We start from the raw sequence: 24,280 nt of genomic DNA on the forward strand, positions 1-24,280 counted from the left end.
GACGCCCTGACTACTCATGCCTATTCCACCGCCTCGGCCACCCTTTGATCCTCACCCAGGAAGCCACCGCTCTGATGCTGCCACAACCGCGCATAGGTGCCGTTTTTCGCCAGCAGTTCGGCGTGGGTGCCTTGTTCGATGATGCGTCCGTCATCCATGACAATCAGCCGATCCATCGCCGCGATCGTCGACAGCCGGTGGGCAATGGCGATGACCGTCTTGCCCTGCATCATTTCATCGAGGCTTTCCTGGATGGCGACTTCGACTTCCGAGTCCAGGGCGCTGGTGGCCTCGTCAAGCAAGAGGATTGGCGCGTTCTTGAGCATCACCCGGGCGATGGCAATGCGTTGACGCTGGCCGCCGGATAGCTTGATGCCGCGCTCACCCACCAAGGTGTCATAGCCGGTGTGGCCTTGCCGATCGCTCAGTTGGCTGATGAACCCGTCGGCCTGGGCATTGGCCGCGGCGCTGTGGATCTGTGCTTCGGTCGCCTCCGGGCGGCCATAGGCGATGTTGTCGCGAATGGAGCGGTGGAGCAGGGAGGTGTCCTGGGTGACCATGCCGATGGCGCTGCGCAGGCTGTCCTGGGTGACGTGGGCGATGTTTTGCCCGTCGATGCGAATCTCGCCGCTGTCCACGTCGTAGAAACGCAGCAGCAGGTTGATCAGCGTGGATTTGCCGGCACCGGAACGTCCCACCAGGCCGATTTTTTCACCTGGGCGGATCGTCAGGCTAAGCCCATCGAGCACCTGGCGTTCACCGTTGTAGTTGAAGCTGACATTGTCGAACGTTACCGCGCCGCCGGAGGGCACCAGCACGCCCGCGTCCGGCGCATCCTGTACCTTGGGGCCACGGGTCAAGGTGTCCATGCCATCCTGCACGGTGCCAATGCTTTCAAACAGCGAAGTCATCTGCCACATGATCCAATGGGACATGCCATTGATACGCAACGCCATGGCCGTGATTGCGGCCACCGCACCCGTGCCGACCTCGCCCTGGTGCCAGAGCCACAAGGCATAGCCGCCTGCGCCAAGGATCAGCGCCACCACCAGCGCTTGATTGACGATCTCGAATTGGCTGACCAGGCGCATCTGGCGAAAGCCGGTTTGCTTGAAATCCTCCATCGCCGCGCGCGCGAAGTGCGCTTCTCGCTTGGAGTGCGAGAACAGCTTTACGGTGGTGATGTTGGTGTAGGCGTCCGAAATGCGCCCGGTCATCGACGATCGCGCATGGGCCTGTTCCTGGCCGACTTGCCCCAGGCGCGGCACGAAATACAGCATGGCCAGCCCGAACAGCACGATCCAGGCAATAAAAGGCAGCATCAGTTTCAAGGCGAAGCCACCGGCCAGCGCGATGATCGCGATGAAGTAGACGCCGATGCCGGGTGCGATTTCGATCACGGTGAACAAGACTTCGCGCACCGCCAAGGCCGTTTGCATGACCTTGGTCGTGACCCGGCCGGAGAACTCATCGGAAAAGAACGAAAGGCTTTGCCGCAGCATCAGGCGATGGAAATCCCAGCGCAGCCGCAACGGCAAATTGATCGCCAGAACCTGGTGTTGGACCATGGTCCGCAGCGCCACCAGCCCGATGCTGGTGATCAGGACGATGCCGATCCCCCACAGCACCCGGCTTTCCTGCCCTTGTGCTTCTCCGCCGGTCTGCCAGGTGGAGAGCAGGTCCACGACCTGCCCAAGAAAAGAAAACAACCAGGCCTCGTAGATCGACACACTGGCACTGAGTAGCGCAAACGCCAGGATATAGCCGCGGGCGCCCCGGGTGCAGGCCCACAGGAACCGCGTCAGGCCAACCGGTGGCGGTAGTGCCTCGTCGGGCGGGAAGGGGTCGAGTCTTCGTTCAAACACACGAAGCATTGTGGTCTCCGAAAGGGCCGAGTCGAGAAGATATTCCCAGTTTACGTGTGCTTGGAGGGTTTTGCAGGGCAGGGGTTCGGTGCGATTGACGTGTTTGTTGCAAGTAACAGAGCACGGGGCGCATGAACCTGGCTGCGAGGGAGTGACGCTCCTGAAGCGTCAGCGAGTGGCGGTAGGCTTTCAGCAGGAAGCAATCTGAATCGAGACTATGCTCACCACTGCTGCAGGAAAATCTACGGGTTTCAAGTGTTGGCCGTCGAGGAAAGGAGTCCCTATGCATACAGTTTTTAATGCCCGATTCCATGATTGGCGCCTCGCCGCCTGCCTGACCGGACTGGTGCTGGTTGCCGCTCATTCAGCCCAAGCGGCCGACGACGGCATCGCCCGGGGCCCTACCGCAAGCCATAGCATTGCGTTCAGCAACTCCTACGCAGGCAGTGATTTTCGCAAGGTGATGGTGCGCAACTGGCAAGAGATGGCCGGCCAGGCGCAAAAGGATGGCTTGATCCGGGAGGCTCCGGTGGTCAGCGCCAATAACTCCGCGTCGGAGCAAGCGGCCCATATCCAGGACATGATCGTCAAGGGCGTCAACGCTATCGTCATCCTGGCTGCGTCCGACACGGCCCTCAACGGCGTGATCCGGGATGCTTGCAATGCCGGCATCGTGGTGGTCGTCATGGCCAGCCTGGTTACCGAGCGCTGCGTCTATACCGTGGACTACAACTGGTCCGCCATGGGGCGCGTGGAAATGGACTATATCGCCGGGCGCCTCAAGGGGAACGGAACGCTGCTGGAGATTCGCGGCATTGCCGGTGATGCCACCGATCAGAATATCAGTGACGGTATTCACAAGGCCGCCAGCAACTATCCAGGCCTGAAGTTTGCCAAGACGGTGTACGGGAACTGGACGGCTTCCGTCGCACGCAAGGAGGTGGCGCTGGCGCTGCCGTCGCTGCCCAGCATCGATGCCGTCGCGACCCAGGGTGGCGACGGCTATGGTGCTGCCATGGCGTTCAGGGCAGCAGGGCGCTCGTTACCGATCATCGTCATGGGCAACCGCCAGGACGAACTCGCCCTGTGGAAGCAGGAGCGCGACGCCAACGGCTACGAAACCATCTCGGTCTCTGCCTCTCCGAGTGTTTCTCAGGTGGGTTTCTGGGTAGCCCAGCAAATTCTGGCCGGCAAGCAGGTGCCGAAGTTCGTCGAGGTGCCGCTGGTACGCATCGAGGCGAAAGATCTGGACACCTGGCTCGCCACCATGCCAGTAGGCGGTGCCGCGAATCCTTCCTATAGCCAGGCGTCCGTTGCGGCAATGATCGACGCGGCTAGCAACAGTACAGCGTCACCGACGCCTCAGCCGGACGTTACGAAGCCGTAGCGGCCCGCGAGGAGGCGAGACGTCATGCCGATATTCAAACCCGCCAGGGACAGACCCATTGCCGTCAGGATTGGCCTGGCGGTCGCCGCATTGGTGTTCCTGATGCTGGCGGTGTCGGTCGTGAACTTCTACGGCCTGCGAGGCATGGTACGTGCGGTGGACTCCGCCAGCCATTCCGCGGAAATTCTGGCCTCGGTCAACGGCGCCACCGGACGGGTGGAAAACTTCATCGCCACCCGGGACCAGGAAAGCCTGCTCCAGGCCGAAGGGATGGTGGCGACGGCGATTGCCGGGCTCACCGCCATTCCGGTGGCAGAAGCGCAATCGCTCAAGGGCAGCCTGGAGCGGCTCGCCACTGCGATTACGGCCTTACGGGCGGCGACCCTGACCATGGATGGCGAAACGGAGAACATGACCGCCCACTATGGCCGGATGCGAGAGGCCACGACTCTCATCGAGCAGGGCGTCGCCGATGGATTGAAGGCGCTTGATGCCCGCGCCGATGACCACGGGGCGCGGGTGAGCAACATCGAAAGCGCCCACCGTATCCTGGATATCCTGCGCAACAGTGAAGGGATCATCATCGCCAGTGTGGCCAAGAGGCTGGTGTCCGGTGATAGCACGGCCGTTACCGCAGCGCGCAATGCCTGTGCGGCACTGCCGCCGGTGATCGAGCAATTGCGCGAGGTGATGGGGGCGCTGCAGGAGGGAGAGACGCTGGACCAGTTGGCGAAGGAGGTCGCGGCCGCCAGCCTGGCGGTCGAGCACCTTGACGAGGCACCCAAGCTTCGGGGAGCCGAGGCTTTGCGGCATCTCTCCACCGCCGGCGATCTGATCGAGGGCCTCGACGACATCTTGAGTGGAATGGACGAGCACCTTGGTCATGACGCAAACGACATTCAGGCGGCAACCGGTTTGCTGCACAATGCCGCCGCATTGTCCAAGCGCTTCGCCGAGCGTGTGGCCACCCTGGAGGCGCAGACATTGTCGTTTCGCCTGGCGCCGTCGGCCGAGGTCGCCGGCGCTGTCGACGACATCCTGGACGAGCTTTCGCGTCTTGCTCGTGTGCTCCCTTCGTCTGTAGGGCTGCAAGCCGCGGCCAAGCCCCTGACAGTCAGTGATCAGATTGTCGGCTACCGGGCGGCATTCGCCAGGTTCCATCAGGCGAGCGTCGCCTTGAGCGACGCGCGCGACCAGGTGCGCAACGAGGCACGGAGCGCCGGCCTGTTGGTTGCGCGCTTCGCTGGCGAAGCGCGCTCCGACGCCCTGGTGCACAAGGATCGCGGCATGCTGGCGACAGTGGTGGCGGGTGCCGTCGCCATCTTGCTGGCCGGCGCCATCGCCTGGAGCACGTCTCGGTTTGTCGCGCAGCCCATCGTGGCCCTGGCCACCGTCATGCGCCGGCTTGCGGCCGGCGACCTGAACGCCGAGATCGCCAGCGCCGGACGCGGCGACGAGATCGGGATCATGACCCGCGCCGTACGGGTGTTCCAGGAGAATGCCCTGCGCATCCGCGTGCTGGAGGCCGAGGCAGAGGCCGAACGACAGCAAGTCCAGGCCTCTTTGGAAAGAATGGTCGCTGAACGGACCGACGCGCTGCACCAGCAGACCGAGATGCTCGAGGCGCAGGCCGTCGAACTCATTCAGGCGCGCAACCAGGCCGAGGCGGCGAATCAGGCAAAGAGCGATTTCGTTGCCACGGTCAGCCACGAACTGCGCACCCCCCTGACCCTCATTCTCGCCCCGCTGGAGCAGCTTTCGGCGGCGACCAGCCCGCCGGCGGACTGGCGCGTGCAAATCGACCGCGCCCAACGCAACGCGTTGCGCCTGATGAACCGGGTGAACGACATCCTCGATTTCTCCAAGGCTGAAGCGGGCAAGTTCGAGTCATGTCCGGCGCCCGTTGATTTGAACAAGGCGGTGGGTGTGATTGCCGAGGATGCCGCCATGGTCGCCAAGAGCAAAGGTTGCACCTTGACTTGCAGCATCGACCCTGCGCTCGGTACGGTGTTCGTGGACCCCCGGCACTTCGAAAAAATCCTGCTCAACCTGGTGAGCAATGCCATCAAGTTCACACCCTCTGGCGGCACTGTGCACCTGGCAGCAACTGCGCTTGAAGGCGAGCGATTTGAACTCGCCGTGCACGACTCGGGTATTGGTATTGCGCCGGACAAACTGCCGTTGCTGTTCCAGCGTTTCTCCCAGATCGACAATTCCGCCACGCGCCAATACAGCGGCACAGGCATCGGCCTTGCTCTGGTCAAGGACCTGGCCGAACTGATGGGGGGTGAAGTCGGCGTCAACAGTGAGCTCGGACGGGGATCGTGCTTCTTTGTCCGGCTGCCACTGGGGGCTGAGCAAAACGCCGTACTGACTGAAGCCAGCGATGGGCGCGAGCGATCGTCACCAGGCGCAGCAATCACCACCGAACAGCGTCACCTGCGTTTCGACGATGGCCGCCACGGCAGTCACGACGACTTAGCCACGGCACAAGGCGCAAACGACGAGCAGCCCCCGGAACACGCCTCGCAATCCAGGGTGCTGGTGGTAGACGACAGCCCGGAAATGCTGAGTTACCTCAGCGAGCTTTTGCACGACGACTACATGGTCGCAACCGCAACTAATGGAGAGCAGGCGTGGGCACTCCTGCAGCAACGGCCAATCGATGTCATCCTCTCGGATGTGATGATGCCGGAGCTCGATGGCTTTGGCCTGACAGCCAGAATCAAGGCCAGTGCCGGTTTCGCCCATTTGCCCGTCATCCTGCTGACCGCCCGCGGCGGCAGCGAGGCGTGTGTCTCCGGGCTGGAGAGTGGCGCTGATGACTATATCGCCAAACCCTTCTCACCACTGGAACTCAAGGCTCGCGTTCGTGCGGCCTTGCGCATGAGTCACGTGCAAGCCGAACTGCAGGCAAAGTCCCGTCAGGCGGGTATGGCCGAAATCGCCACTGCCGTGCTGCACAACGTCGGCAACGTCCTCAACAGCGTGAACGTCTCGGCAGAGACGGTCAGCCGTCAGATGCGTGCCTCCAAAGCCCAGGGACTGGGCAAGGTGGCCCAACTGATCAACGAGCACGTCAATGACCTGAGCGATTTTCTCACCGGAGACCAAAAAGGAAAGATGCTCCCCGGCTACCTGCTCAAGCTGGCGGAGGTGGTGACGGCAGAGCAGCAGGGCATCATCGAAGAACTCGGACAACTCACCAAGGGGATTGACCACATCAAAACCGTTGTCGCGGCCCAGCAGTCCCATGCCGTTGCCATCAGTGTCGTCGAGGCGGTGCCGGTTCCAGAACTGATTGAAGATGCCTTGCGCATGAGTACCGGTTCACGGGCTCGCCAGGAGGTGACGGTGGTCAAGGACGTCAGCGACTTGCCCCTGCTGTTACTGGACCGGCACCGGGTGCTGCTGATTCTGGTGAACCTGATTCGCAATGCCAGGCAAGCGTTGGAAGGCGTGAGCGATCGCAGTCCTTGCATCACGTTTGGCGCCTTCCTCGCTGATGGGCCGGTCCTGCGGATTACGGTGACCGACAACGGCAATGGGATTGGGCCAGAGCACCTGAAGCGTATCTTTACCCATGGGTTCACCACTCGCAAAGACGGTCACGGATTCGGCCTGCACAGCTGCGCGCTGGCGGCGCAGGAAATGGGCGGCAGCTTGACTGTGCACAGCGACGGCGCCGGACAGGGTGCAACCTTCATCCTCGATATCCCGCTTGAGGGCACTAACGCCAGTGAAGTATCCGAACCAAAGCGGGCGAACGAGTAGGGCGAAAAGGGTCTATCCATTCAGAACCAGCGCCATGTCCGGGTATCTATCGCACATGAAGTCGACAAAGGCGCGCACCTTGGGCGCAGCCAGGCGCCGGGAGGTATGCAAGATCCACAGCGCTGGCTCCACACCCGATACGGTGCCCCATTGAACCAGCTCGCCACGCGCTAGCGGGCCCCATGCTATGGACTGTGGGATGAGTGCCGCACCGCCACCGGCGATGGCTGCATCGCGGACCATCAGGAACGACGAAAAGCGCAGTTTCGGGATCGGTTCCAGAATCAGTTGTCCTCCGTCGAGATTCCACTGGGTGGGCTGAAAAGTCGTCGTGACGATGCCGGGCACGGATCTGATTGCGCCGGGCGCCGGCTTGGGGATTTCAGGTGCAGCCACGACCACCAGCCGGTCCTTGGCGAAACACCGTCCGACCAGATTGCTGTCCGGGCTCGGGTTGATCCGGATGGCGACGTCGAACTGTTCTTCCACAAGGTCCACTGCGCGGTCTTCCGCCGTGACTTCAATCTCGATTTCTGGGTAGGCCGCGCAGAACTCTGCGCCGATGCGCCCCATCGCAAGCTGGGAGAACAGGACCGGGGCGGCCACCCGCAAGTGCCCTCGGGGTGTCGAAACGCCTTCGCGTGCCGCCGTCATGGCTTCGGAGACTTCATTCAGCAGGCCCTCCGTTCGCGACATCAGACTCTCGCCGGCTTCGGTCAGCTTCAGACCACGGGCACTGCGCTCGATCAGCCTCACACCCAGTTGTTCTTCAAGATCGCTGATGCGTCGCGACAAGGTGGCCTTGGAAATACCGCTCGCACGGCTTGCCTTTCCCAGCCCCCCATTGGTAGCGACAAGGATGAAATCGGTCAGTGCTTTCAGGTTCATGGTGTTCCGTTTATGAAACGAGGTGTCTGGATTTTGAGGTCTTCGTTTCTTCGATGCAACGGAATATTGTCTCTCCATGGTTTCTCACTCACCCCTGGATACCCCACTGCAGGAGATTCAAAATGAGCATTCTCGTCGTTGGTGCCACCGGCACTGTTGGTTCACTCGTTACCCAAGGCCTTGCCAGCGCGGGCGCCGAAGTCAGGGCCCTGGTGCGCCAACCGGGCAAGCGCGACTTCCCCGCGGGTGTCACCGAAGTCGTCGCCGACCTCTCCGACGTCGCTTCGATGCGCGCCGCGCTGGCGTCGGTGCGTACTCTGTTTCTGCTCAACGCCGTGACGCCCGATGAGGTGACGCAAGCCCTCATCACGCTGAACCTCGCTCGGGAGGCGGGCATCGAGCGCATCGTCTATCTGTCGGTGATTCATGCCGACACGTTCACCCAGGTTCCGCATTTCACCGGCAAATATACGGTTGAACGCATGATCGAAAGCCTTGACATCCCCGCGACCATCCTGCGTCCGGCTTACTTCATGCAAAACGAAGGCATGGTCCTGCAGACGATTCAGAACTACTCGGTATACCCGATGCCGATCGGCTCGGCGGGCGTTTCGATGATCGATGCGCGTGACATCGCCGATGTGGCCGTTGCAGAGCTGCTGCGACGCGACAGAGCACCTTCTGCCCTGGAGCGGGTGACGTTGGAGTTGGTCGGGCCCCAAGCACTCACCGGTGCCTCCGTGGCGAAGATCTGGAGTTCGGCCCTGGGACGAGACATCGCCTACGGCGGTGATGATGTAGCGGCCTTTGAAGGGCAACTGGCTGCGTACGGCCCCAGCTGGTTGGCGTATGACATGCGCCTGATGATGGAGGGTATCCAGACGTTTGGCATGCAGGCGGCTGAAGGCACCGTGGAGCGGCTGCAAGCCCTCATTGGACATCCGCTGCGTACTTATGAAGCCTTCGTGCGCGAGGCGGTTGCCGGGGCATAGGTCGTTACAAAAAAGAGGAGTGGTTTGCGTGGTTGAGTCGACGAGTAATGCGAGGGCAGCCTCACCAGAGAAGTAGCCGAGCGTCCAGGTAAACTGATGCCATCGCTGTAGGCGGATGGCATCAGTTGCTGCCTGCGGCTAACGTCATTCCGCCGGTGGTTTGTACCCTGCAAGCATTTTCAACACCTCATCATGTGAACCGCTCGCTTCAGCAAACCGTAATGGCTTGGCGCGCTCGACAATAAGTTCCCGTGGGGTCGGAGATATCTCGAGCAGTTCGAAGATCTCATCCAAAAACGCCTCCAGAGGCATTGCGTGCTCGTCGTTTTCCTGTCCCAGCAAAGTGGTACGTACCCCCGGCGGCGCAAGCTCGATCACCTCGACTGACGAATCTTCCAGCTGAACTCGAAGACTTTGGGTGAACGAATGTACTGCCGCTTTGGTCGCGCTGTAGGTCGGCGTGGCGGGTAGCGGTACAAAGGCCAATGCTGAGCTGACATTCACTATCGTGGCACTGGGTTGCTTGATCAGCTGGGGAGTCAATGCATACACCATGCGAATCGTGCCAAGCAGGTTCGTTGTCACGATATCTTCGGCAGTGGTCAGGCTTTCGCGATCAGTCAGATCCTCCCAGTGCATGATCCCAGCGTTGTTGATAAGGACGTTCAGGTTCGGATGGCTGATCGCGAGCGCTTCACTGTTGCGCTGGATGGATTGTGAATCGGAGACGTCCAGCAATACTGATTCAATGCCGGGATGTTCCGATACGATCTTGTCGAGCAGAGCCTTGCGACGCCCCGCGATAATGACTTTATTGCCCGCCTTGTGAAGCCTGAGCGCCAGACCGAGGCCGATGCCTGAGGTACTGCCGGTAACCAGAATCGTGTTGCCTGTGCTGTTCATAGTAAACTCCAGAAACGCCATTAAGCGGACAAGCGTCCACTTCAAAGACATTACCGGACACCTGTCCGCTTAGCAATGAAATAAAGTGAAGGAAATATCTGCTCATGACTGACGAGTTGGTAATGCGTTCTGATGCCAAGAGAAACCGTGAACGGATATTGGAGGTCGCTGTGCTGGAGCTGACTCGCGATCCTGCGGTTCCGTTGAGCACCATTGCAAAGAAGGCCGGGGTGGGACAGGGCACGTTCTACAGACACTTCGCTACCAGAGAGAAGCTGGTATTCGAGGTTTATCAATTCGAGATGCAACAGGTGGCATCGTTGGCGGAGCAGCTCCTGGCGACAAAGCCTCCCAAGGAGGCGCTCCGGGAGTGGATGGACTGCCTGGCTGAATATGCAATGACAAAAGCAGGGCTCGCTACTGCGATACAACAAGCTTCGTCTATTTACGAGTTCCCAGGGAAGTCGGGATACGCTCCAGTCCAAGAGGCTGCCGAGACGCTTTTGAGGGCAAATGAAAAGGCCGGCACGATTCGTAGCGGGATTACTAACGACGATTTTTTTCTAGCCATTGCCGGAATCTGGCAAATGGATTCCCAAAGCGAATGGCGCCCACGGCTCGCCAGATTGATGAACCTGGTGATGGATGGTCTGTGCGCGGGCAGCCCCGAGAGCCTGGAGAAAAACCCGTAGCCTAGGGCAGCCATAATGCCAGCGACGTTGTTGAGCACTCATGTCCCCGATTTTGTGACACCACGAGACTTGGGAAGCACCACCGGTCATCGCCATTTTGAAGCGGAATGACCGGGGCGTTTCGCGGACTATTTTTCCGCCAGCAATGCCTTCCTCCCGGCCTTTTCGTGCTTCATCGCGGCGATTTCACGCTCGCAGGCTTCGACATCGAATGAGTTGTCCCACTTGGCAATGGCGATGGTGCCGATGCCATTGCCAATCAGGTTGGTCACGGCCCGCGCTTCGTTGAGGAACCGGTCGATGCCCAGGAGCAATACCAGGCCCACCAGGGGAATGGAGTGGATGGTCGTGAGCGTTGCGGCCAGCGTCACAAACCCCGCACCCGCCACGCCAGCCGAGCCTTTCGAGGTCAGTAGGAATACACCCAGCAGAATCATCTGATCCACGAAGGTCAATGGCGTGTTGGTTGCCTGGGCGATGAAGATGGCGGCCATGGTGAGATAGATGCAGGTGCCGTCGGCATTGAAGGTGTAGCCGGTAGGCAACACCATGCCCACCACCGATTTTTTGCAGCCAAGCTTTTCCAGCTTCACCATCATTCGTGGCAACACGGCTTCGGTTGAGCAGGTGCCAAGCGTGATGAGAATTTCATCCTTGAAATAGCGCAGGAACTGCATCAGAGGCATCCCCGACCATCGGGCCACTGCACCCAGGACGACCACGATGAAAATCAGGGTGGTGATGTAGAGCGCCAGCAACAACTGGCCCAGTGAAAGCAGGGTACCGATTCCATATTTGCCGATGGTGAACGCCATGCCGGCACCGGCACCGATCGGGGCCAGGCGCATGACCATTGCGACGACCTTGAACAGGCCCTGCAGGAACAGATCGATGGTGTTGATCAGCGGCTTGCTGGTTTCGCCCATTTGAACCAGGGCTACACCCATCAATACTGAAAGCAGGATGACCTGAAGCATGACGCCATTGGAGAATGCGCCCATGAAGGTCTGGGGGATGATATTGAGAAAAAACTCGATGATGCCGCCTTGCTCACTGGCGGCCTGGCTGTACTTGTTGATGGCACTGGCATCAAGCGCGTTGGCATTGATGTTCATCCCTACACCAGGCTTGACGATGTTGACCACGATCAGGCCGATGACTAGAGCGATGGTTGAAAGAATCTCGAAATAGATCAGCGCTTTTACGCCAATACGCCCGACCTCTTTGATACTGCCCATCTTCGCGATGCCTACGACGACCGTACCGAAAATAATCGGCGCCAAGAGCATCTTGATCAGTTTGATGAAGCCATCGGCAAAGGGCTGGAGCTTGGCACCGATATCAGGCACGAAGTAGCCGATTGCTGCACCGATTACGATGCCGATCAGCACTTGCACATACAGCTGGCCGTACCAGCGGGACTTGGAAGTTTCCACGGAAGCACCTCATTTTATTGTTGTGATGGGCATGTGGCGTGGCGTCGGTGGGTACGCCAGAGTGTCGCGGCCTCGTTCAACAAGGCCGCAGATCAGGGGGATCAGCCTTCGCCCAACTTGCGCATGACGGCATACAGGGCAGACTTGGCTTCGAAGCCAACCCCTGGAATGTCCGGCAGGCCTACGTAGCCATTCTCGACACGGATGCCGTCAGCGAAGCCGCCGAAAGGCTGAAATACATCAGGGTACGATTCGTTGCCGCCCAGGTGCAGGCCGGCGGCGATGTTCAGGGACATCTGATGACCGCCGTGAGGAACCACGCGGCGCGAAGACCAGCCCATTTCCTCCATCACCTTCAGGGTGCGCATGTACTCCACAAGCCCGTAGGACAGCGCGCAATCGAACTGCAGGTAGTCGCGATCAGGGCGCATGCCGCCATGGCGCAGAAGATTGCGGGCATCCTGGTGGGAGAACAGGTTCTCCCCGGTCGCCATTGGCAGTTCATAGTGATTGGCAAGCTCGGCCTGGAGCGCATAGTCCAGCGGATCGCCAACCTCTTCGTACCAGAAGAGGTTGTACTTCTTGATGGCTTCAGCGTACGCAATACCGGTCTGAAGATCGAAACGACCGTTGGCATCGACCGCCAGGCGACGACCATCGCCGACCACTTCAAGTACTGCTTCGATACGACGAATATCTTCGTCCAGCGGCACCGCGCCAATCTTCATCTTGACGACGTCGTAGCCACGGTCCAGATAGCTCTGCATTTCTGCCTTGAGTTTGGTTTGATCCTTGCCAGGGTAGTAGTAGCCGCCCGCTGCGTAGACCCAGACTTTGTCATCTGCCACGCCGCCACGGTAACGGTCGGCCAGCAGGCGATACAGCGGTTTGCCTTCAATCTTGGCGACGGCGTCCCATACCGCCATGTCGAGGGTGCCGACGGCGACCGAGCGCTCACCGTGTCCCCCTGGTTTTTCGTTGGTCATCAGGGTTTTCCAGATGGCAAACGGGTCCAGGTTGTTGTTTTCATGGTCGACGAGCGTATCGGGATCCGCCTCGGTGACACGTGCCAGGAAGCGATCACGCATCAGTGCGCCTTGACCATAGCGGCCGTTGGAGTTGAAGCCGTAGCCAATGACGGGCTTGCCGTCGCGAATCACATCTGTGATGACAGCGACGACCGAGCAGGTCATTTTGGAGAAGTCGATGTAGGCGTTGGCAATCGGAGAGGCAATGGAAACTGTTTGTTCACGGATGTCGACGATACGCATGACGGGTCCCTCTTGTTGTGTGTGAGGCCACGTTATGCTTTGCGACGTTACCCGCCCAATGCTATTAATGCCGCACCCTATGCACAGGAGGCATGGCCCCTTGGAACTCGTCTGGCTCGAAGATCTTTCAGCACTGGCGGAGTACGGCAGCTTTGTCCGCGCGGCTGAAGCACGCCATGTGACTCAGCCGGCCTTTAGTCGCAGAGTCCGTTCGCTGGAGAATTGGATGGGGGTGGAGTTGTTCGTGCGCACGCCACAAGGCGCCACCTTGACCGAGGCAGGCCGGCAGATTTTGCCCAGCGCTCAGGAAGCGGCCAGGCAGCTGTATCGAATGCGCAACGAGGCGCAAGAGGTCGCTGGCATGGCAGCTAGGTCGCTGCAATTCGCGGCCACTCACTCGCTGTCATTTACCTTTTTCCCCAAGTGGCTTCGAAGCTCAGAAAATGGCGCCCCAATTGAGGCCGTGAAGCTGCACTCAGACAGCATGGCTGCCTGTGAGCAGATGCTGATACATGGTCAGGTTCAGTTTCTGCTCTGCCATCGCCATCCGGACGTTCCGCCTTTACTGGCGCCTGACCAGTTCATCAGCAAGAAGGTCGGTGAGGACGTTCTCGTGCCTCTCGCGAGTGCTTCCACTCACTTCGGTACCTCGCCTGCGACGTTGCCATACCTCGCTTACACCCATGAGTCCGGACTGGGGCGCATCGTCGCCCACAGACTGCGTGGCAAGGAAGACTACCTTCACCTCAAGCCACTTTTCAGCAGTCATCTTGCAGCGGTACTCATGTCCATGGCCCTGGAAAGCAAAGGTGTGGCGTGGTTGCCCAAGAGCCTCACCGAGCAGGAAGTCCTGGATGGGCGCTTGGTCAGAGCGCTCGACGAAAGTTGGGATATCCCCCTGGAAATTCATCTGACCCGCCCAAAAGCAGTGCTCAGCCAGGCTGCCGAAGATTTCTGGGAGAAAGGCGGGTAGGGATCCGCAGCCTTCCAGATGAAGCGTTGCGCTGCTGGTATGGGTTCAGAGACTATCCGGATCCCCGAAGAACATTTTGACAGGGTTCTGGAACGGGGTTTTGAGCTTGAGAAAAATGTTGATATGCCCCCAGTCTTGCCCCCATTCACATCGGGTGTGCGAGTGATCGCGAATGGCGATCACCGACGGACTCCAGTGCGGCAGTGGCTGTTATTCAGTGCGCCTCGGTATGCTGGTCTCGATAGGCTGGTTGGACCCAGAACCTCCCTCTTCAATTGGCCGCCGGGGCCACTACAGCTTCTGCTCAGCGATTCAAAATAGAGGGCTGTCTCTTTGTTACAGCCCTCCAGCGCAGAGGCCCCGTTAGAGCGGCTCAACCGAATTGACTTGCCGACTCAACTGCGGTTTCAGGCTTGCTCCTACGTGTTAGCTGATAAGCAATTGCCAGCCATATGAACCACCCCGGCATGACCAACAGGGCAACGCGGGTGTCAGGTCTTAATGCCAGCAGGCAGAGAACGAAGCCCAGAAAAGCCATTGAGAACCATGCCATTGGGACGCCGCCTGGCATCTTGTACGCAGATTTGGCATGAAGCTCAGGACGCTTTTTGCGGTAGGCAATGTAAGACGCGAGAATGGTCGACCAAGTGAAGATCACCAGAATCGCAGACACGGTGGAAACGATGGTGAATGCCGTCATGACTTCCGGAACGATGAACAGCACGAGCACACCCAGCAGCATCAATAGTGTAGTGAAGGCCAGGCTCAGCAGAGGCACGCTGTTGCCCGATAGACGCCGAAAAATACCCGGAGCGTTGTCTTGATTCGCCAACCCGAACAGCATGCGGCTCGATGAAAATACGCCACTGTTGGCCGATGAGGCCGCCGAGGTCAGGACCACGAAGTTGACGATACCGGCCGCGGCGGGGAACCCGGCGACGAGGAACAGTTCGACAAAAGGGCTTTTGACGGGGGAAACCTGTTGCCACGATGTCACGGCAATAATGCAGCTCAGCGCGAGGACGTAGAACAGGATGATCCGCAGCGGAATCGAGTTGATGGCTTTGGGCAGAGTCTTCTCCGGCGAGCGGGTTTCAGCGGCGGCGGTGCCGATCAACTCGGTGCCGGCGAAGGAGAAGATCGCCATTTGAAATCCGGCGAAGAAGCCAAGCAAGCCGTTAGGGAAAGCCGCCTGTTTGTCCACCAGGTGACTCAGAGATGCGGTGACGCCACTGGGGGAGACGAAGGAGCTGGCAATCAGCACGGTGCTGACGCCGATCAGGGTCACGACGGCAATGATCTTGATGATCGCAAACCAGAACTCCACCTCACCGAACAGCCTGACCGTGAGCACATTCAATGCGAACAGTGTCGCCAGCATGCCGACGGCGGGTATCCACGCCGGCACATCAGGGAACCAGTACTGGAAGAATCCGCCGACCACGACGGCGTCGCCGATCACCGCTACGCTCCAGCTCAGCCAGTACGACCAGCCGAGAAAGAACGCCGCGCGCGGGCCGAGGTAGGCGCCGGCGAAGTCGGCAAAGGTTTTGAAGTTGAGGTTGGACAGGAGCATTTCGCCCATGGCACGCATGACGAAAAACACGAACAGACCGATGATCATGTAGATGAGGATGATCGACGTCCCGGAGAGGGCGATGATCTTTCCGGAGCCCATGAACAGGCCGGTCCCGATGGCACCGCCCATGGCCATTAACTGGATGTGACGATTGCTGAGCGTGCGCTGCAGCGCGGGCTGTTCAAGCAGCCCGGAAGGGTTCGATTTCATTACAAAACCTCTTGATTTTATGTTTTTGAGTTTTGGCAGAAAGTAGGTGTCGAGCGTTCTTGTTAGAGAGGCAACGGCTAATCAAGACGATGCCTGGAGGTTGAATGCCCCCTCGCCAAGTGGCGAGGGCGGCCATTACCGATCAACTGACGGTGCGTAGACGCGAGGCTTTGGCCAGCGGCGGATCGAGGAGTTGGAAGAGATTTTTGATGTTGGCCGGCGTCGGGACCAGATGGACGCGCTGGCCGATGTGCTGTGCCTGAGCCAGGTCGTTGAGATAGCGCAATGACGAAAAGTCTTCCAAGGCAAAGCCCACCGAATCAAACACCGTCACCTGCACATCGTTTTCGCGTCCGGCCACTTCGCCTTGCACAATCCGGAAAAATTCGATTACCGGGGAATCGGCTTCCAGTTGCTGAATGTCGCCTTCAATGCGGGTTTGCGGCTCGAACTCGACGATGACCCGGGCGTTGCGCAGGATGTCGGCGTGCAGTTCGGTTTTACCCGGGCAGTCACCACCGACCGCATTGATGTGCATGCCGGGCTCGATCATCTCGGGCGTCAGAATGGTTGCGTAGGCTTTGTCGGCGGTGACTGTGGTGACGATGTCCGCGCCCTTGACCGCGTCCTTCACCGAGCTGGCCAGAATCACTTCGATGTCCGGGTACGCCGCGAGGTTGTGCTTCAGTTTGAGGGACGCTTCTTGATCGATATCGAAAATACGGATTTCGTTGATGCCCAACATTTCATGAAAGGCCAGCGCCTGAAATTCACTTTGGGCACCGTTGCCGATCAGGGCCATCGAGGTCGCACCGGGGCGAGCCAGTGATTGCGCGACCAACGCGGAGGTGGCTGCGGTGCGCACGGCGGTGGTCAAGGTGAGTTCGCTAAGCAGGGTGGGATAGCCACTCTGCACATCCGCCAGAAGCCCAAAGGCCATGACCGTCAGTAAGTTTCGCTGGCCGTTGTTGGGGTGGCCGTTGACGTATTTGAACGAGTACTGCTGGCCATCGTCGGTCGGCATCAACTCGATCACGCCGTCTGTTGAGTGGTTGGCCGTGCGCGGTGATTTATCAAACTGCGCCCAGCGTGCGTAGTCGGCTTCGATGTAGCCCGCCATTTCGCGGATGGCGCGGCGGATACCGACTTGGGTGAACAGGCGTGCAGCATCATCGACATCTATGAAAAGTGTCATGTTCTTATTCTCCGATCCAGACATTGAAAGGCTGTAGAGCGCGGGTGGCTCAGCTGCGTTTGCTCTCGAAACCGTGCAGTACGTTGACGGCATTGATGCCGATTTCATCGACCATGTAGCCGCCCTCCATCACGAACAGCGTCGGGCAGCCGACGCTCGCGATCAGTTCTCCGATGCCAATGAAGTCATCACTTTCAAGCAGGAAGTGACTGATGGGATCGTCCTTGAACGTGTCGACTCCCAAGGAAATCACCAGCACTTGCGGCGAGAACTGCTGGAGTTTTTTGCAGGCGTGGAGCAGGGCGTTGCGGTAGCTCTCCCAGGTGGTGTTTTTCGGCAGGGGATAGTTGAGGTTGTAACCCTCGCCGACACCCGAGCCGACTTCGTGGCTGTAACCCGAGAAATACGGGTAGGACACCGTCGGTTCGCCGTGCAGCGACACAAACATGACGTCGCTGCGCTGATAAAAAATGTTCTGCGTGCCGTTGCCGTGATGGAAGTCGACGTCCAGCACCGCGACACGTTTGGCGCCTTGGGTAATGGCCTGTTGCGCGGCAATGGCGGCGTTGTTGAGGTAGCAATAACCGCCCATGTATTCGCGCGCGGCGTGATGGCCAGGCGGGCGGCAAAGGGCGAAGGTACTGTCGTGGCCTTCATCGAGCAGGGCCAGGCCGGTAAGGGCGATATCGGCGCTGGTTTTCACGGCTTGCCAGGTCGTCGCGGTAATGGGTGAGCCGGCATCCATGGCATAGAAGCCGAGCTTGCCGTCGATGAACGTTGGCACCTCTTCGCCGGCCAGATCGCGCACTGGCCATACCAGCGGCAAGGCGTCGTGAGTGCGACCGGTTGCGCACCATTCGCTCCAGGCATTTTCCAGAAAACTGACGTAGCGCTCGCTGTGTGCGTTGACGTAACACGAGCGGTCAAAAGCGCGCGGTTCGATGATCTGACCAAGGCCGACCTGTTTGACGCGGTTGTGCACCGTGTCGGCCCGACTCGGCTGTTCGAAAGACGGTTTGAGCACACCGTCTTTCAATTCGGTGCCGTGGTGCAACCGGTGGGAATCACTGAAAACTGTAAACATTCTGCGCATCCGTTAATGTAAGCCAGTGCAAATATTCTGTTCCGGCCGGGCTGCACTTTCTTTGCTTTGTTTTCGTGGTTCGGTGGATTATTCGGGAATTTTTACTCAGGAGTGGCGTCATGCAGAAAAAAATATCCAAGCGCATCAGTCTCGATGAAACCGATCTGGCTATTCTTGAGTTGTTGCAGGAGGACGCGAACATTTCCAATGCCGAACTCAGTGAACGGCTGTCGTTGAGCCTTACTCCGTGCTGGCGGCGGCGCAAGCGAATGGAGGAGGCGGGCGTCATCAAGGGCTATCAAGCCAACCTTGATCGGCGAATGCTTGGGCTGGATATCATGGCATTCGTGCACATTCGCTTTTCCACCCATGCCGATCACGCTCCGGACGCCTTCGAGGCAGTGATTGCGCAATTGCCAGAGGTATTGGCCTGCCACAAGATCACCGGAGATGCCGACTACGTACTTCAAGTGTTGGCCGAGGATCTTGATAGCTATAGCGACTTTATCGAGCAAGTGCTGAGGCGCCAGGTCGGTATCGCGTCTATTCAGTCGAGTCTGGCTTTGCGCGAAATCAAAGCGGGTAGCCGTATGGCCATACCCAAATTGAGCAAGGATTGAATATCGGATGTTCTGGGCTGAACAAGGCGCTAAAACCTTCCCGCCACGTCCGTCGTCATAAGCATCTGCTGGAAGCGCTCCAGAAAGACCGACTCGGCGCGGGTCATCTTTTGTTCGCGATTCCAGAGCAAATAGACGTTCACATCGCTGACGCCCTCCCAGGGCGGCAGGCGCCAGATTTCATCGGCTTGCACATCAGCGGCGACAATGTGTTCGGGCAGGCAGCCAATGCCATATCCGGCAGCGACCAATCGCAAGATTTCATCCAGGCTGGGCGAGGACGCAACAATGCGCCCGGTGAAACCTTGCTGATCCCTGAACACTGTGAGCGGCGATAAATTGCCGCCGATTTGGTCACTGGTGAAACTCACGAAATTTTCGCCTTGCAGGTCTGACAAGGTCAGGTTCTTGCGACCAAACAGCCGATGGCGCTTCCCACAGAAAAACGCATATCGCTGTTCCAGCATCACCCGCTGTTCGAGGCGGGGCTGTGGTGTTCGGCACAGGCTCAAACCGAAAGACGCGGTCTTTTGAAGCAGCGCGCTGATCACATCCGAGCTGCGCAGCACATCAACTTCCAGTTCCACTTGAGGAAACTCATTGTGGAATTGCGCCAGGAATTCATCGTAGGTGCGAGACTGGATACGGCTGATGGTCAGCAGCCTGATTTTACCCGTGACCAACTCGGCAGGCGCATCCAGCGCCGGGCCTAAACGGGAGATCGTGCCGTAAATCTCCGCAGCGATCTGCATGACTTCCTCACCGGCCTTGGACAGCGTAATGCGAGGCCCGCGACGCACTACCAGCTCACTGGCAAGTTGCTCCTCCAGTCTTTTGAGCGCCTGACTGATTGCCGGTTGACTCAAGTGCAGACGGGCAGCGGCCCGGCTGATGCTGCCCTCCTGGCCGATAACCAGGAAGGTGCGCAACAGGTTCCAGTCCAGGCGATCATTGAGAAAACGCTTTGCTTCGGGGTCCCGCTGAAGACCAGACGATGAGGGAGTCATTATTGCTCAGGCTTATACTCAAGTATTTAGATTAGAAGCTTTTCCTAGCATAGGGCTTGGCGCACCATCCAGCAATGCACCGTGAGAGTGCGATTTTCATGCTCAAGCATGACCTATCTCCTGCCTATAACAATGATTCCCGGGAGCCTCAGATGACCAGCAAAACCTCCACGCCACGGCGTGCAGCAGCCGCCGCATTTATCGGCACCACCATCGAATTCTATGACTACTACATCTATGCCTTCGCTGCGGCATTGGTGTTGGGGCAACTATTCTTTCCCAGTGAAAACCCGATGCTCAGCACCATGGCCGCGTTCGGCAGCTTCGCTGTGGGCTTCATCGCTCGGCCGTTCGCCGGGATGGTATTCGGCCATCTGGGTGACCGCCTGGGCCGCAAGAAAATGCTGCTGGTGACCATCGTGCTGATGGGCGTTGCGACGACCGGTATAGGCTTGCTGCCCACTTACGCCCAGGTAGGCATCTGGGCGCCCGTCGGCCTGGTGTTGCTACGGCTTCTGCAAGGTATTTCAGTCGGCGGCGAGTGGGGCGGCGCGGTACTCATGGCCAGCGAGCATGCGCCCAAGGGACGCAAAGTGTTTTTTGCTTCGTTCGCCCAATGGGGCAGCCCTGCTGGCCTGTTGCTGGCGCTGATTGCATTTCGCCTGATCAGTGAAATGGAACAGGAAGCCCTGATGAGTTGGGGCTGGCGCATTCCATTTCTGATGAGCGGCGTGCTGATGATAGTCGGTCTGGCGATTCGCTTCGGTGTGCCTGAATCGCCAGAGTTCGCCGAGGTCAAGGAGAGCGCCCAGACCTCTGACAGCCCGGTAATGGAAGTGCTGCGCACTGGCTGGAAGAACATTCTGTTCGCTGCACTGGCCGTCACCATCGGTTCGGGCGGTTTCTTCTTCACCAACACCTTCATGATCACCTACGTCACCCAGTATCAGGGCATCGCCAAAACCACGATCCTGGATTGCCTGTTTGTTGTCACCATCCTGCAGTTCCTTTCGCAACCCTGTTCGGCACTGCTGGCCGAGCGGCTGGGTGAAGGACGGTTCCTCAGGTGGGTGGCGTCGCTGTGTATCGTGGTGCCGTATCCGATGTTTTTGTTGGTACAGACCGGCAACCTCTTCTACATGACGACCGGCATTGCCCTGGCTGTGATCCTGCTGGCGGCGCTGTATGCAGTGATTGCCGGCTACATGGCTGAAGCGTTCCCGGCGCGGGTGCGGTATTCGGGTATTTCCATAGCCTATCAACTCGGGAGTGGCTTGACCGGAGGCCTGACACCGATGATAGGCACCTTCATCGCCGCTCAGTTCACGGGGCAATGGGTGCCTTTGGCGCTGTTCTTCAGCGTATTGGCCCTGATGTCGCTGACTGGGGTGTTGGGGCTGGCGCATCTGCGCAGCGTCAACACCAACCCGGTCAGCCTGTCCACCAGCCAAGGAGTTGCATGATGAGCAAACCCCTCGCGATGTCAGAGATCGAATGGCAGTCGCGCTGCGAGTTGGCAGCGCTGTATCGCGTGATCGCTTACTACCGTATGACCGACCTGATCGACACTCACATCACCCTGCGTGTACCGGGGGCGGAGCAATATTTTCTGATCAACCGTTACGGCGTGGCGTTTGAAAAAATGCGCGCCAGCGATCTGGTGTTGATCGATCTGGAAGGCAACTTGGTCGAAAGCAGCTACAACGATGGCAAGGTCAACGCCGCCGGATTCGTCATCCACTCTGCCATCCATGAAGCGCGCCCGGACCTGCACTGCATCATCCACACCCACACCGCGAGCGGTATGGCAGTGGCGGCCCAGCGCGACGGCCTGCTGCCGCTGACCCAGCATGCCTTGAAGTTCTACGGCAACTTGGCTTATCACACGTACGAAGGCATCGCGTTATCGCTGGAGGAACGCGAGCGGCTGATCGCCGATCTGGGCTCGCACAAAGCGATGATCCTGCGTAACCACGGCCTGCTCGCGGCCGGTGGCAGCGTGGCTGCGGCGTTCCACGAGATCTACTTCCTGGAGCGCGCCTGCCAGGCGCAGATCCAGGCGATGTCCGCCGGGGTGGCGCTGAACGTCCCGGACGAAGCCGTATGCCTCCACACTGCTGCGCAGTTCAGCCGTGACGGGATCGACGGGATCATTGATCTGGCCTGGCAGGCCGCGCTCAGTCTGATCGACGAGCAGCGCGCCGATTGGTGCAGTTGACCATGGCCAGTCTCGTGTTGTTGTGCCAGAACCCGGCGTTGACCGATTGGCTGGCCGGACTGTTCGCCAGCCATGCGCCGCACTTGCAGGTGCTGCGCCCTGAAGACCCAGGCGCACAGCAGGCCCAGATCGCGGTGTGCTGGTTCCCGCCAGCGGGCAGCCTCGGTGCCTTACCGAACTTGCGCCTGGTGTATTCGATTGGCTCGGGTGTCGATCATTTGGCCCAGGACCCTTCGCGTGACCCCGCGCTGCCGGTATGTCGGGTCGTCGACCCCGATCACACCCAGGGTATGAGCGAGTACGTGCACTGGGGTGTGCTGCACTTTCACCGCGGCTTCGACCAGGTCATAACCGGCAACGCCACGCAACGCTGGCAACGTCCGCTGCAGCGCCGTGCGCAAGGCTTCAAGGTCGGGGTGATGGGCCTCGGAGCGATCGGGGCACCGGTGGCCACGCGGCTGGCCGAGGCCGGCTACGACGTGCGCGGTTGGGCTCGCACGCCTCGGGTAATCGACGGTGTGAACACCTTCAGCGGAGCGTCCGCGCTGCAGAAGTTTCTTGCGGAGCTGGATGTGCTCGTCAACTTGCTGCCGCTGACCGCCGCCACACAAGGTGTACTGGGCTGCGAGGTGTTCCAGTACATGGCGCGAGGCAGCGCCTTGATCAATTGCGGACGTGGCCAGCACCTCAACCAGTTGGACCTGCAACAGGCCCTGGCCAGCGGACAACTGCGTGGCGCCTTGCTTGATGTGTTTGAACAGGAACCGCTGCCTGCGGATTCGCCGCTATGGCACACCCCTGGGGTATGGGTGACACCGCACATGGCGTCTGCCGCCTCGGATCAATGCATCGCCCAGCAGGTCGCCGACAACGTCTCGCGGCTGACGGCGGGACTGGCATTGAAGAATCTGGTCGATCCCATACAGGGTTATTGAGCGGACAGAGAACTAATCACTGCGTTGCGTGCTGCGTTGTCGGCGCGAGGCGTGTGCATTCTGAATTGTCTTGGCATGAGGTCATCCATGAAAACATTTTTCCATCCGGCACAGCGTCTGCACCATCCACGCTCCTACCTGTCGCGTGGGCAAATGCGCGAGCCGCTAGAGATCCCCGCGCGTATCGACCCGCTGCTGACGGTGGTCAAGAAGCTCGGCTACCCGCTGCTGGAACCTGCCGACTCCGGTCTGGCGCCACTGGCCGCGGTGCACAGTCCGGCATATCTGGAATACCTGAGCAGCGCTTACCAGCAATGGCACGAGGTGCCTGAGGACTGGGGCGATGAGGTAATGTCGAACATTTTCATTCGCGAGGGCAATCCGCTGCGCGGAATCCTGGGCAAGACCGCCCGCTACCTGGCCGACGGCAGTTGCCCGATTGGCCAATACACCTGGCAGGCCGCTTACTGGTCAGCGCAAAGTGCGATAGCCGCCGCCCGGGCGATTATCGAAGGCGATGACGCCGCATACGCACTGTGCCGTCCACCGGGACACCATGCTCGTGCCGAAGGCGCTGGCGGCTTCTGTTTTCTGAATAATGCGGCGATTGCTGCCCAGGTGTTGCGAGGCAACTTCGCCAAAGTCGCGGTGCTGGATACTGACATGCACCACGGTCAGGGTATCCAGGAGATTTTCTACGACCGCGATGACGTGCTCTACGTGTCGATCCATGGCGACCCCACCAACTTTTACCCGGTAGTGGCCGGCTTCGACGACGAAACCGGCGCTGGCCGAGGTAAGGGTTTCAACTTGAACTTGCCGATGGCCCACGGCTCCAGCGAGGCGGATTTCTTCGCCTGCATGGACCAGGCAGAGGCTGCCTTACGCGCCTTCGCCCCGGACGTACTGGTGCTGTCGCTAGGCTTTGATATCTACGAAAACGACCCGCAGTCCAAGGTCTCCGTTAGCGATGAAGGTTTCCGGATGCTGGGGCAGCGAATCAAGGCGCTGGGCCTGCCGTGCGTAGTGGTGCAGGAAGGCGGTTACGACATCGCCACTCTCGATGAAAACGCCGCGCGGTTCTTCAACGGCTTGACCGCTTCGCGCTGATAGTCATTCGCCCGGGCTGATTGACCCGCACGGTTTCCAGCTCGGGAACAACGAGGGTTACCGCAACCCTGAATGCCGGGCGTTTTGTCTCCAGTAGTGATCGGGCGCAACCCTATCATTTAGCTTGCCCCCATTTTTGCC

At 59.4% G+C, this 24,280-nt stretch carries 18 protein-coding genes and 3 pseudogenes; 12 read left to right on the plus strand and 9 right to left on the minus strand.

Annotated features, from left to right (window positions below; genetic code table 11):
• Nucleotides 1–20: 20 nt before the first annotated feature.
• Complete coding sequence (locus tag FGE05_RS13260; protein WP_139645564.1) at nt 21–1,874, minus strand: ABC transporter ATP-binding protein; 1,854 nt, start codon at nt 1,872–1,874, stop codon at nt 21–23.
• Nucleotides 1,875–2,148: 274 nt separating this feature from the next.
• Here FGE05_RS13260 and FGE05_RS13265 point away from each other — a divergent pair, with 274 nt between their 5' ends.
• The 4 genes and pseudogenes from FGE05_RS13265 to FGE05_RS30415 form a co-directional block, all read left to right on the plus strand.
• Nucleotides 2,149–3,252, plus strand: coding sequence for an ABC transporter substrate-binding protein (locus FGE05_RS13265; RefSeq protein WP_139645565.1), 1,104 nt, complete (start codon nt 2,149–2,151; stop codon nt 3,250–3,252).
• Between the two features lie 1,287 nt (nt 3,253–4,539).
• Nucleotides 4,540–5,589: pseudogene (locus tag FGE05_RS30405) on the plus strand (sensor histidine kinase); the annotation flags it as partial.
• Nucleotides 5,590–5,802: 213 nt separating this feature from the next.
• A pseudogene (locus FGE05_RS30410) lies at nt 5,803–6,138 on the plus strand (response regulator transcription factor); the annotation flags it as partial.
• 519 nt (nt 6,139–6,657) lie between these two features.
• A pseudogene (locus tag FGE05_RS30415) lies at nt 6,658–7,026 on the plus strand (ATP-binding protein); the annotation flags it as partial.
• Nucleotides 7,027–7,038: 12 nt separating this feature from the next.
• Here FGE05_RS30415 and FGE05_RS13275 read toward each other — a convergent pair.
• Nucleotides 7,039–7,914: a LysR family transcriptional regulator gene (locus FGE05_RS13275; RefSeq protein WP_139645569.1), complete on the minus strand. Its 876-nt coding sequence runs from the start codon at nt 7,912–7,914 to the stop codon at nt 7,039–7,041.
• 122 nt (nt 7,915–8,036) lie between these two features.
• Here FGE05_RS13275 and FGE05_RS13280 point away from each other — a divergent pair, with 122 nt between their 5' ends.
• Nucleotides 8,037–8,906 carry an NmrA/HSCARG family protein gene (locus tag FGE05_RS13280; RefSeq protein ID WP_139645572.1) on the plus strand — a complete coding sequence of 290 codons (870 nt, stop codon included), beginning with the start codon at nt 8,037–8,039 and terminating at the stop codon, nt 8,904–8,906.
• A 144-nt stretch (nt 8,907–9,050) separates the two neighbouring features.
• Here the strand turns inward: FGE05_RS13280 and FGE05_RS13285 are convergent, their stop codons facing one another.
• A complete protein-coding gene (locus FGE05_RS13285; RefSeq protein ID WP_024778543.1) occupies nt 9,051–9,809 on the minus strand; it encodes an SDR family oxidoreductase in 759 nt (252 codons plus the stop codon).
• A gap of 104 nt (nt 9,810–9,913) precedes the next feature.
• Here FGE05_RS13285 and FGE05_RS13290 point away from each other — a divergent pair, with 104 nt between their 5' ends.
• Nucleotides 9,914–10,501 (plus strand): TetR/AcrR family transcriptional regulator, encoded by a 588-nt coding sequence (locus tag FGE05_RS13290; protein WP_175384945.1) that lies wholly within the window; start codon nt 9,914–9,916, stop codon nt 10,499–10,501.
• A gap of 128 nt (nt 10,502–10,629) precedes the next feature.
• Here FGE05_RS13290 and dctA read toward each other — a convergent pair whose 3' ends face one another.
• Entirely contained in the window at nt 10,630–11,937 is a 1,308-nt protein-coding gene (gene dctA, locus FGE05_RS13295; RefSeq protein WP_139645574.1) for a C4-dicarboxylate transporter DctA, read from the minus strand.
• Nucleotides 11,938–12,038: 101 nt separating this feature from the next.
• Nucleotides 12,039–13,208, minus strand: coding sequence for a mandelate racemase/muconate lactonizing enzyme family protein (locus tag FGE05_RS13300; protein ID WP_024778540.1), 1,170 nt, complete (start codon nt 13,206–13,208; stop codon nt 12,039–12,041).
• A gap of 100 nt (nt 13,209–13,308) precedes the next feature.
• Between FGE05_RS13300 and FGE05_RS13305 the strand changes: the two genes are divergently transcribed.
• Nucleotides 13,309–14,181 (plus strand): LysR family transcriptional regulator, encoded by an 873-nt coding sequence (locus FGE05_RS13305; protein ID WP_139645576.1) that lies wholly within the window; start codon nt 13,309–13,311, stop codon nt 14,179–14,181.
• A gap of 373 nt (nt 14,182–14,554) precedes the next feature.
• Here FGE05_RS13305 and FGE05_RS13310 read toward each other — a convergent pair whose 3' ends face one another.
• The 3 genes from FGE05_RS13310 to FGE05_RS13320 form a co-directional block, all read right to left on the minus strand.
• Nucleotides 14,555–15,970, minus strand: coding sequence for an amino acid permease (locus tag FGE05_RS13310; protein WP_139645577.1), 1,416 nt, complete (start codon nt 15,968–15,970; stop codon nt 14,555–14,557).
• A gap of 142 nt (nt 15,971–16,112) precedes the next feature.
• The gene (locus FGE05_RS13315; RefSeq protein ID WP_139645714.1) at nt 16,113–17,165 is read right to left on the minus strand and encodes an ornithine cyclodeaminase; all 1,053 of its coding nucleotides are present in this window, start codon (nt 17,163–17,165) and stop codon (nt 16,113–16,115) included.
• Between the two features lie 49 nt (nt 17,166–17,214).
• Nucleotides 17,215–18,249, minus strand: a complete 1,035-nt coding sequence (locus FGE05_RS13320) for a histone deacetylase family protein (RefSeq protein WP_024778536.1) — start codon at nt 18,247–18,249, stop codon at nt 17,215–17,217.
• Between the two features lie 119 nt (nt 18,250–18,368).
• On the opposite strand from FGE05_RS13320, the gene FGE05_RS13325 reads away from it, so the two are divergent.
• Complete coding sequence (locus FGE05_RS13325) at nt 18,369–18,869, plus strand: Lrp/AsnC family transcriptional regulator (protein WP_024778535.1); 501 nt, start codon at nt 18,369–18,371, stop codon at nt 18,867–18,869.
• Between the two features lie 29 nt (nt 18,870–18,898).
• On the opposite strand, the gene FGE05_RS13330 is transcribed toward FGE05_RS13325, so the two are convergent.
• Nucleotides 18,899–19,876, minus strand: coding sequence for a LysR family transcriptional regulator (locus tag FGE05_RS13330; RefSeq protein WP_139645579.1), 978 nt, complete (start codon nt 19,874–19,876; stop codon nt 18,899–18,901).
• Nucleotides 19,877–20,028: 152 nt separating this feature from the next.
• Between FGE05_RS13330 and FGE05_RS13335 the strand changes: the two genes are divergently transcribed.
• From FGE05_RS13335 to FGE05_RS13350, 4 genes are all read left to right on the plus strand, one after another.
• On the plus strand, nt 20,029–21,339 hold the full coding sequence (locus tag FGE05_RS13335) for an MFS transporter (protein WP_055136975.1): 1,311 nt from the start codon (nt 20,029–20,031) through the stop codon (nt 21,337–21,339).
• Nucleotides 21,339–22,094, plus strand: a complete 756-nt coding sequence (locus FGE05_RS13340) for a class II aldolase/adducin family protein (RefSeq protein ID WP_139645581.1) — start codon at nt 21,339–21,341, stop codon at nt 22,092–22,094. Before FGE05_RS13335 ends, FGE05_RS13340 begins: the two co-directional genes overlap by 1 nt.
• A gap of 2 nt (nt 22,095–22,096) precedes the next feature.
• The gene (locus FGE05_RS13345; RefSeq protein WP_139645583.1) at nt 22,097–23,029 is read left to right on the plus strand and encodes a glyoxylate/hydroxypyruvate reductase A; all 933 of its coding nucleotides are present in this window, start codon (nt 22,097–22,099) and stop codon (nt 23,027–23,029) included.
• Nucleotides 23,030–23,116: 87 nt separating this feature from the next.
• A complete protein-coding gene (locus tag FGE05_RS13350; protein ID WP_139645586.1) occupies nt 23,117–24,139 on the plus strand; it encodes a histone deacetylase family protein in 1,023 nt (340 codons plus the stop codon).
• Nucleotides 24,140–24,280: the final 141 nt, after the last annotated feature.

This window comes from Pseudomonas sp. ICMP22404 (assembly GCF_006227205.1).
Taxonomy (GTDB): domain Bacteria; phylum Pseudomonadota; class Gammaproteobacteria; order Pseudomonadales; family Pseudomonadaceae; genus Aquipseudomonas.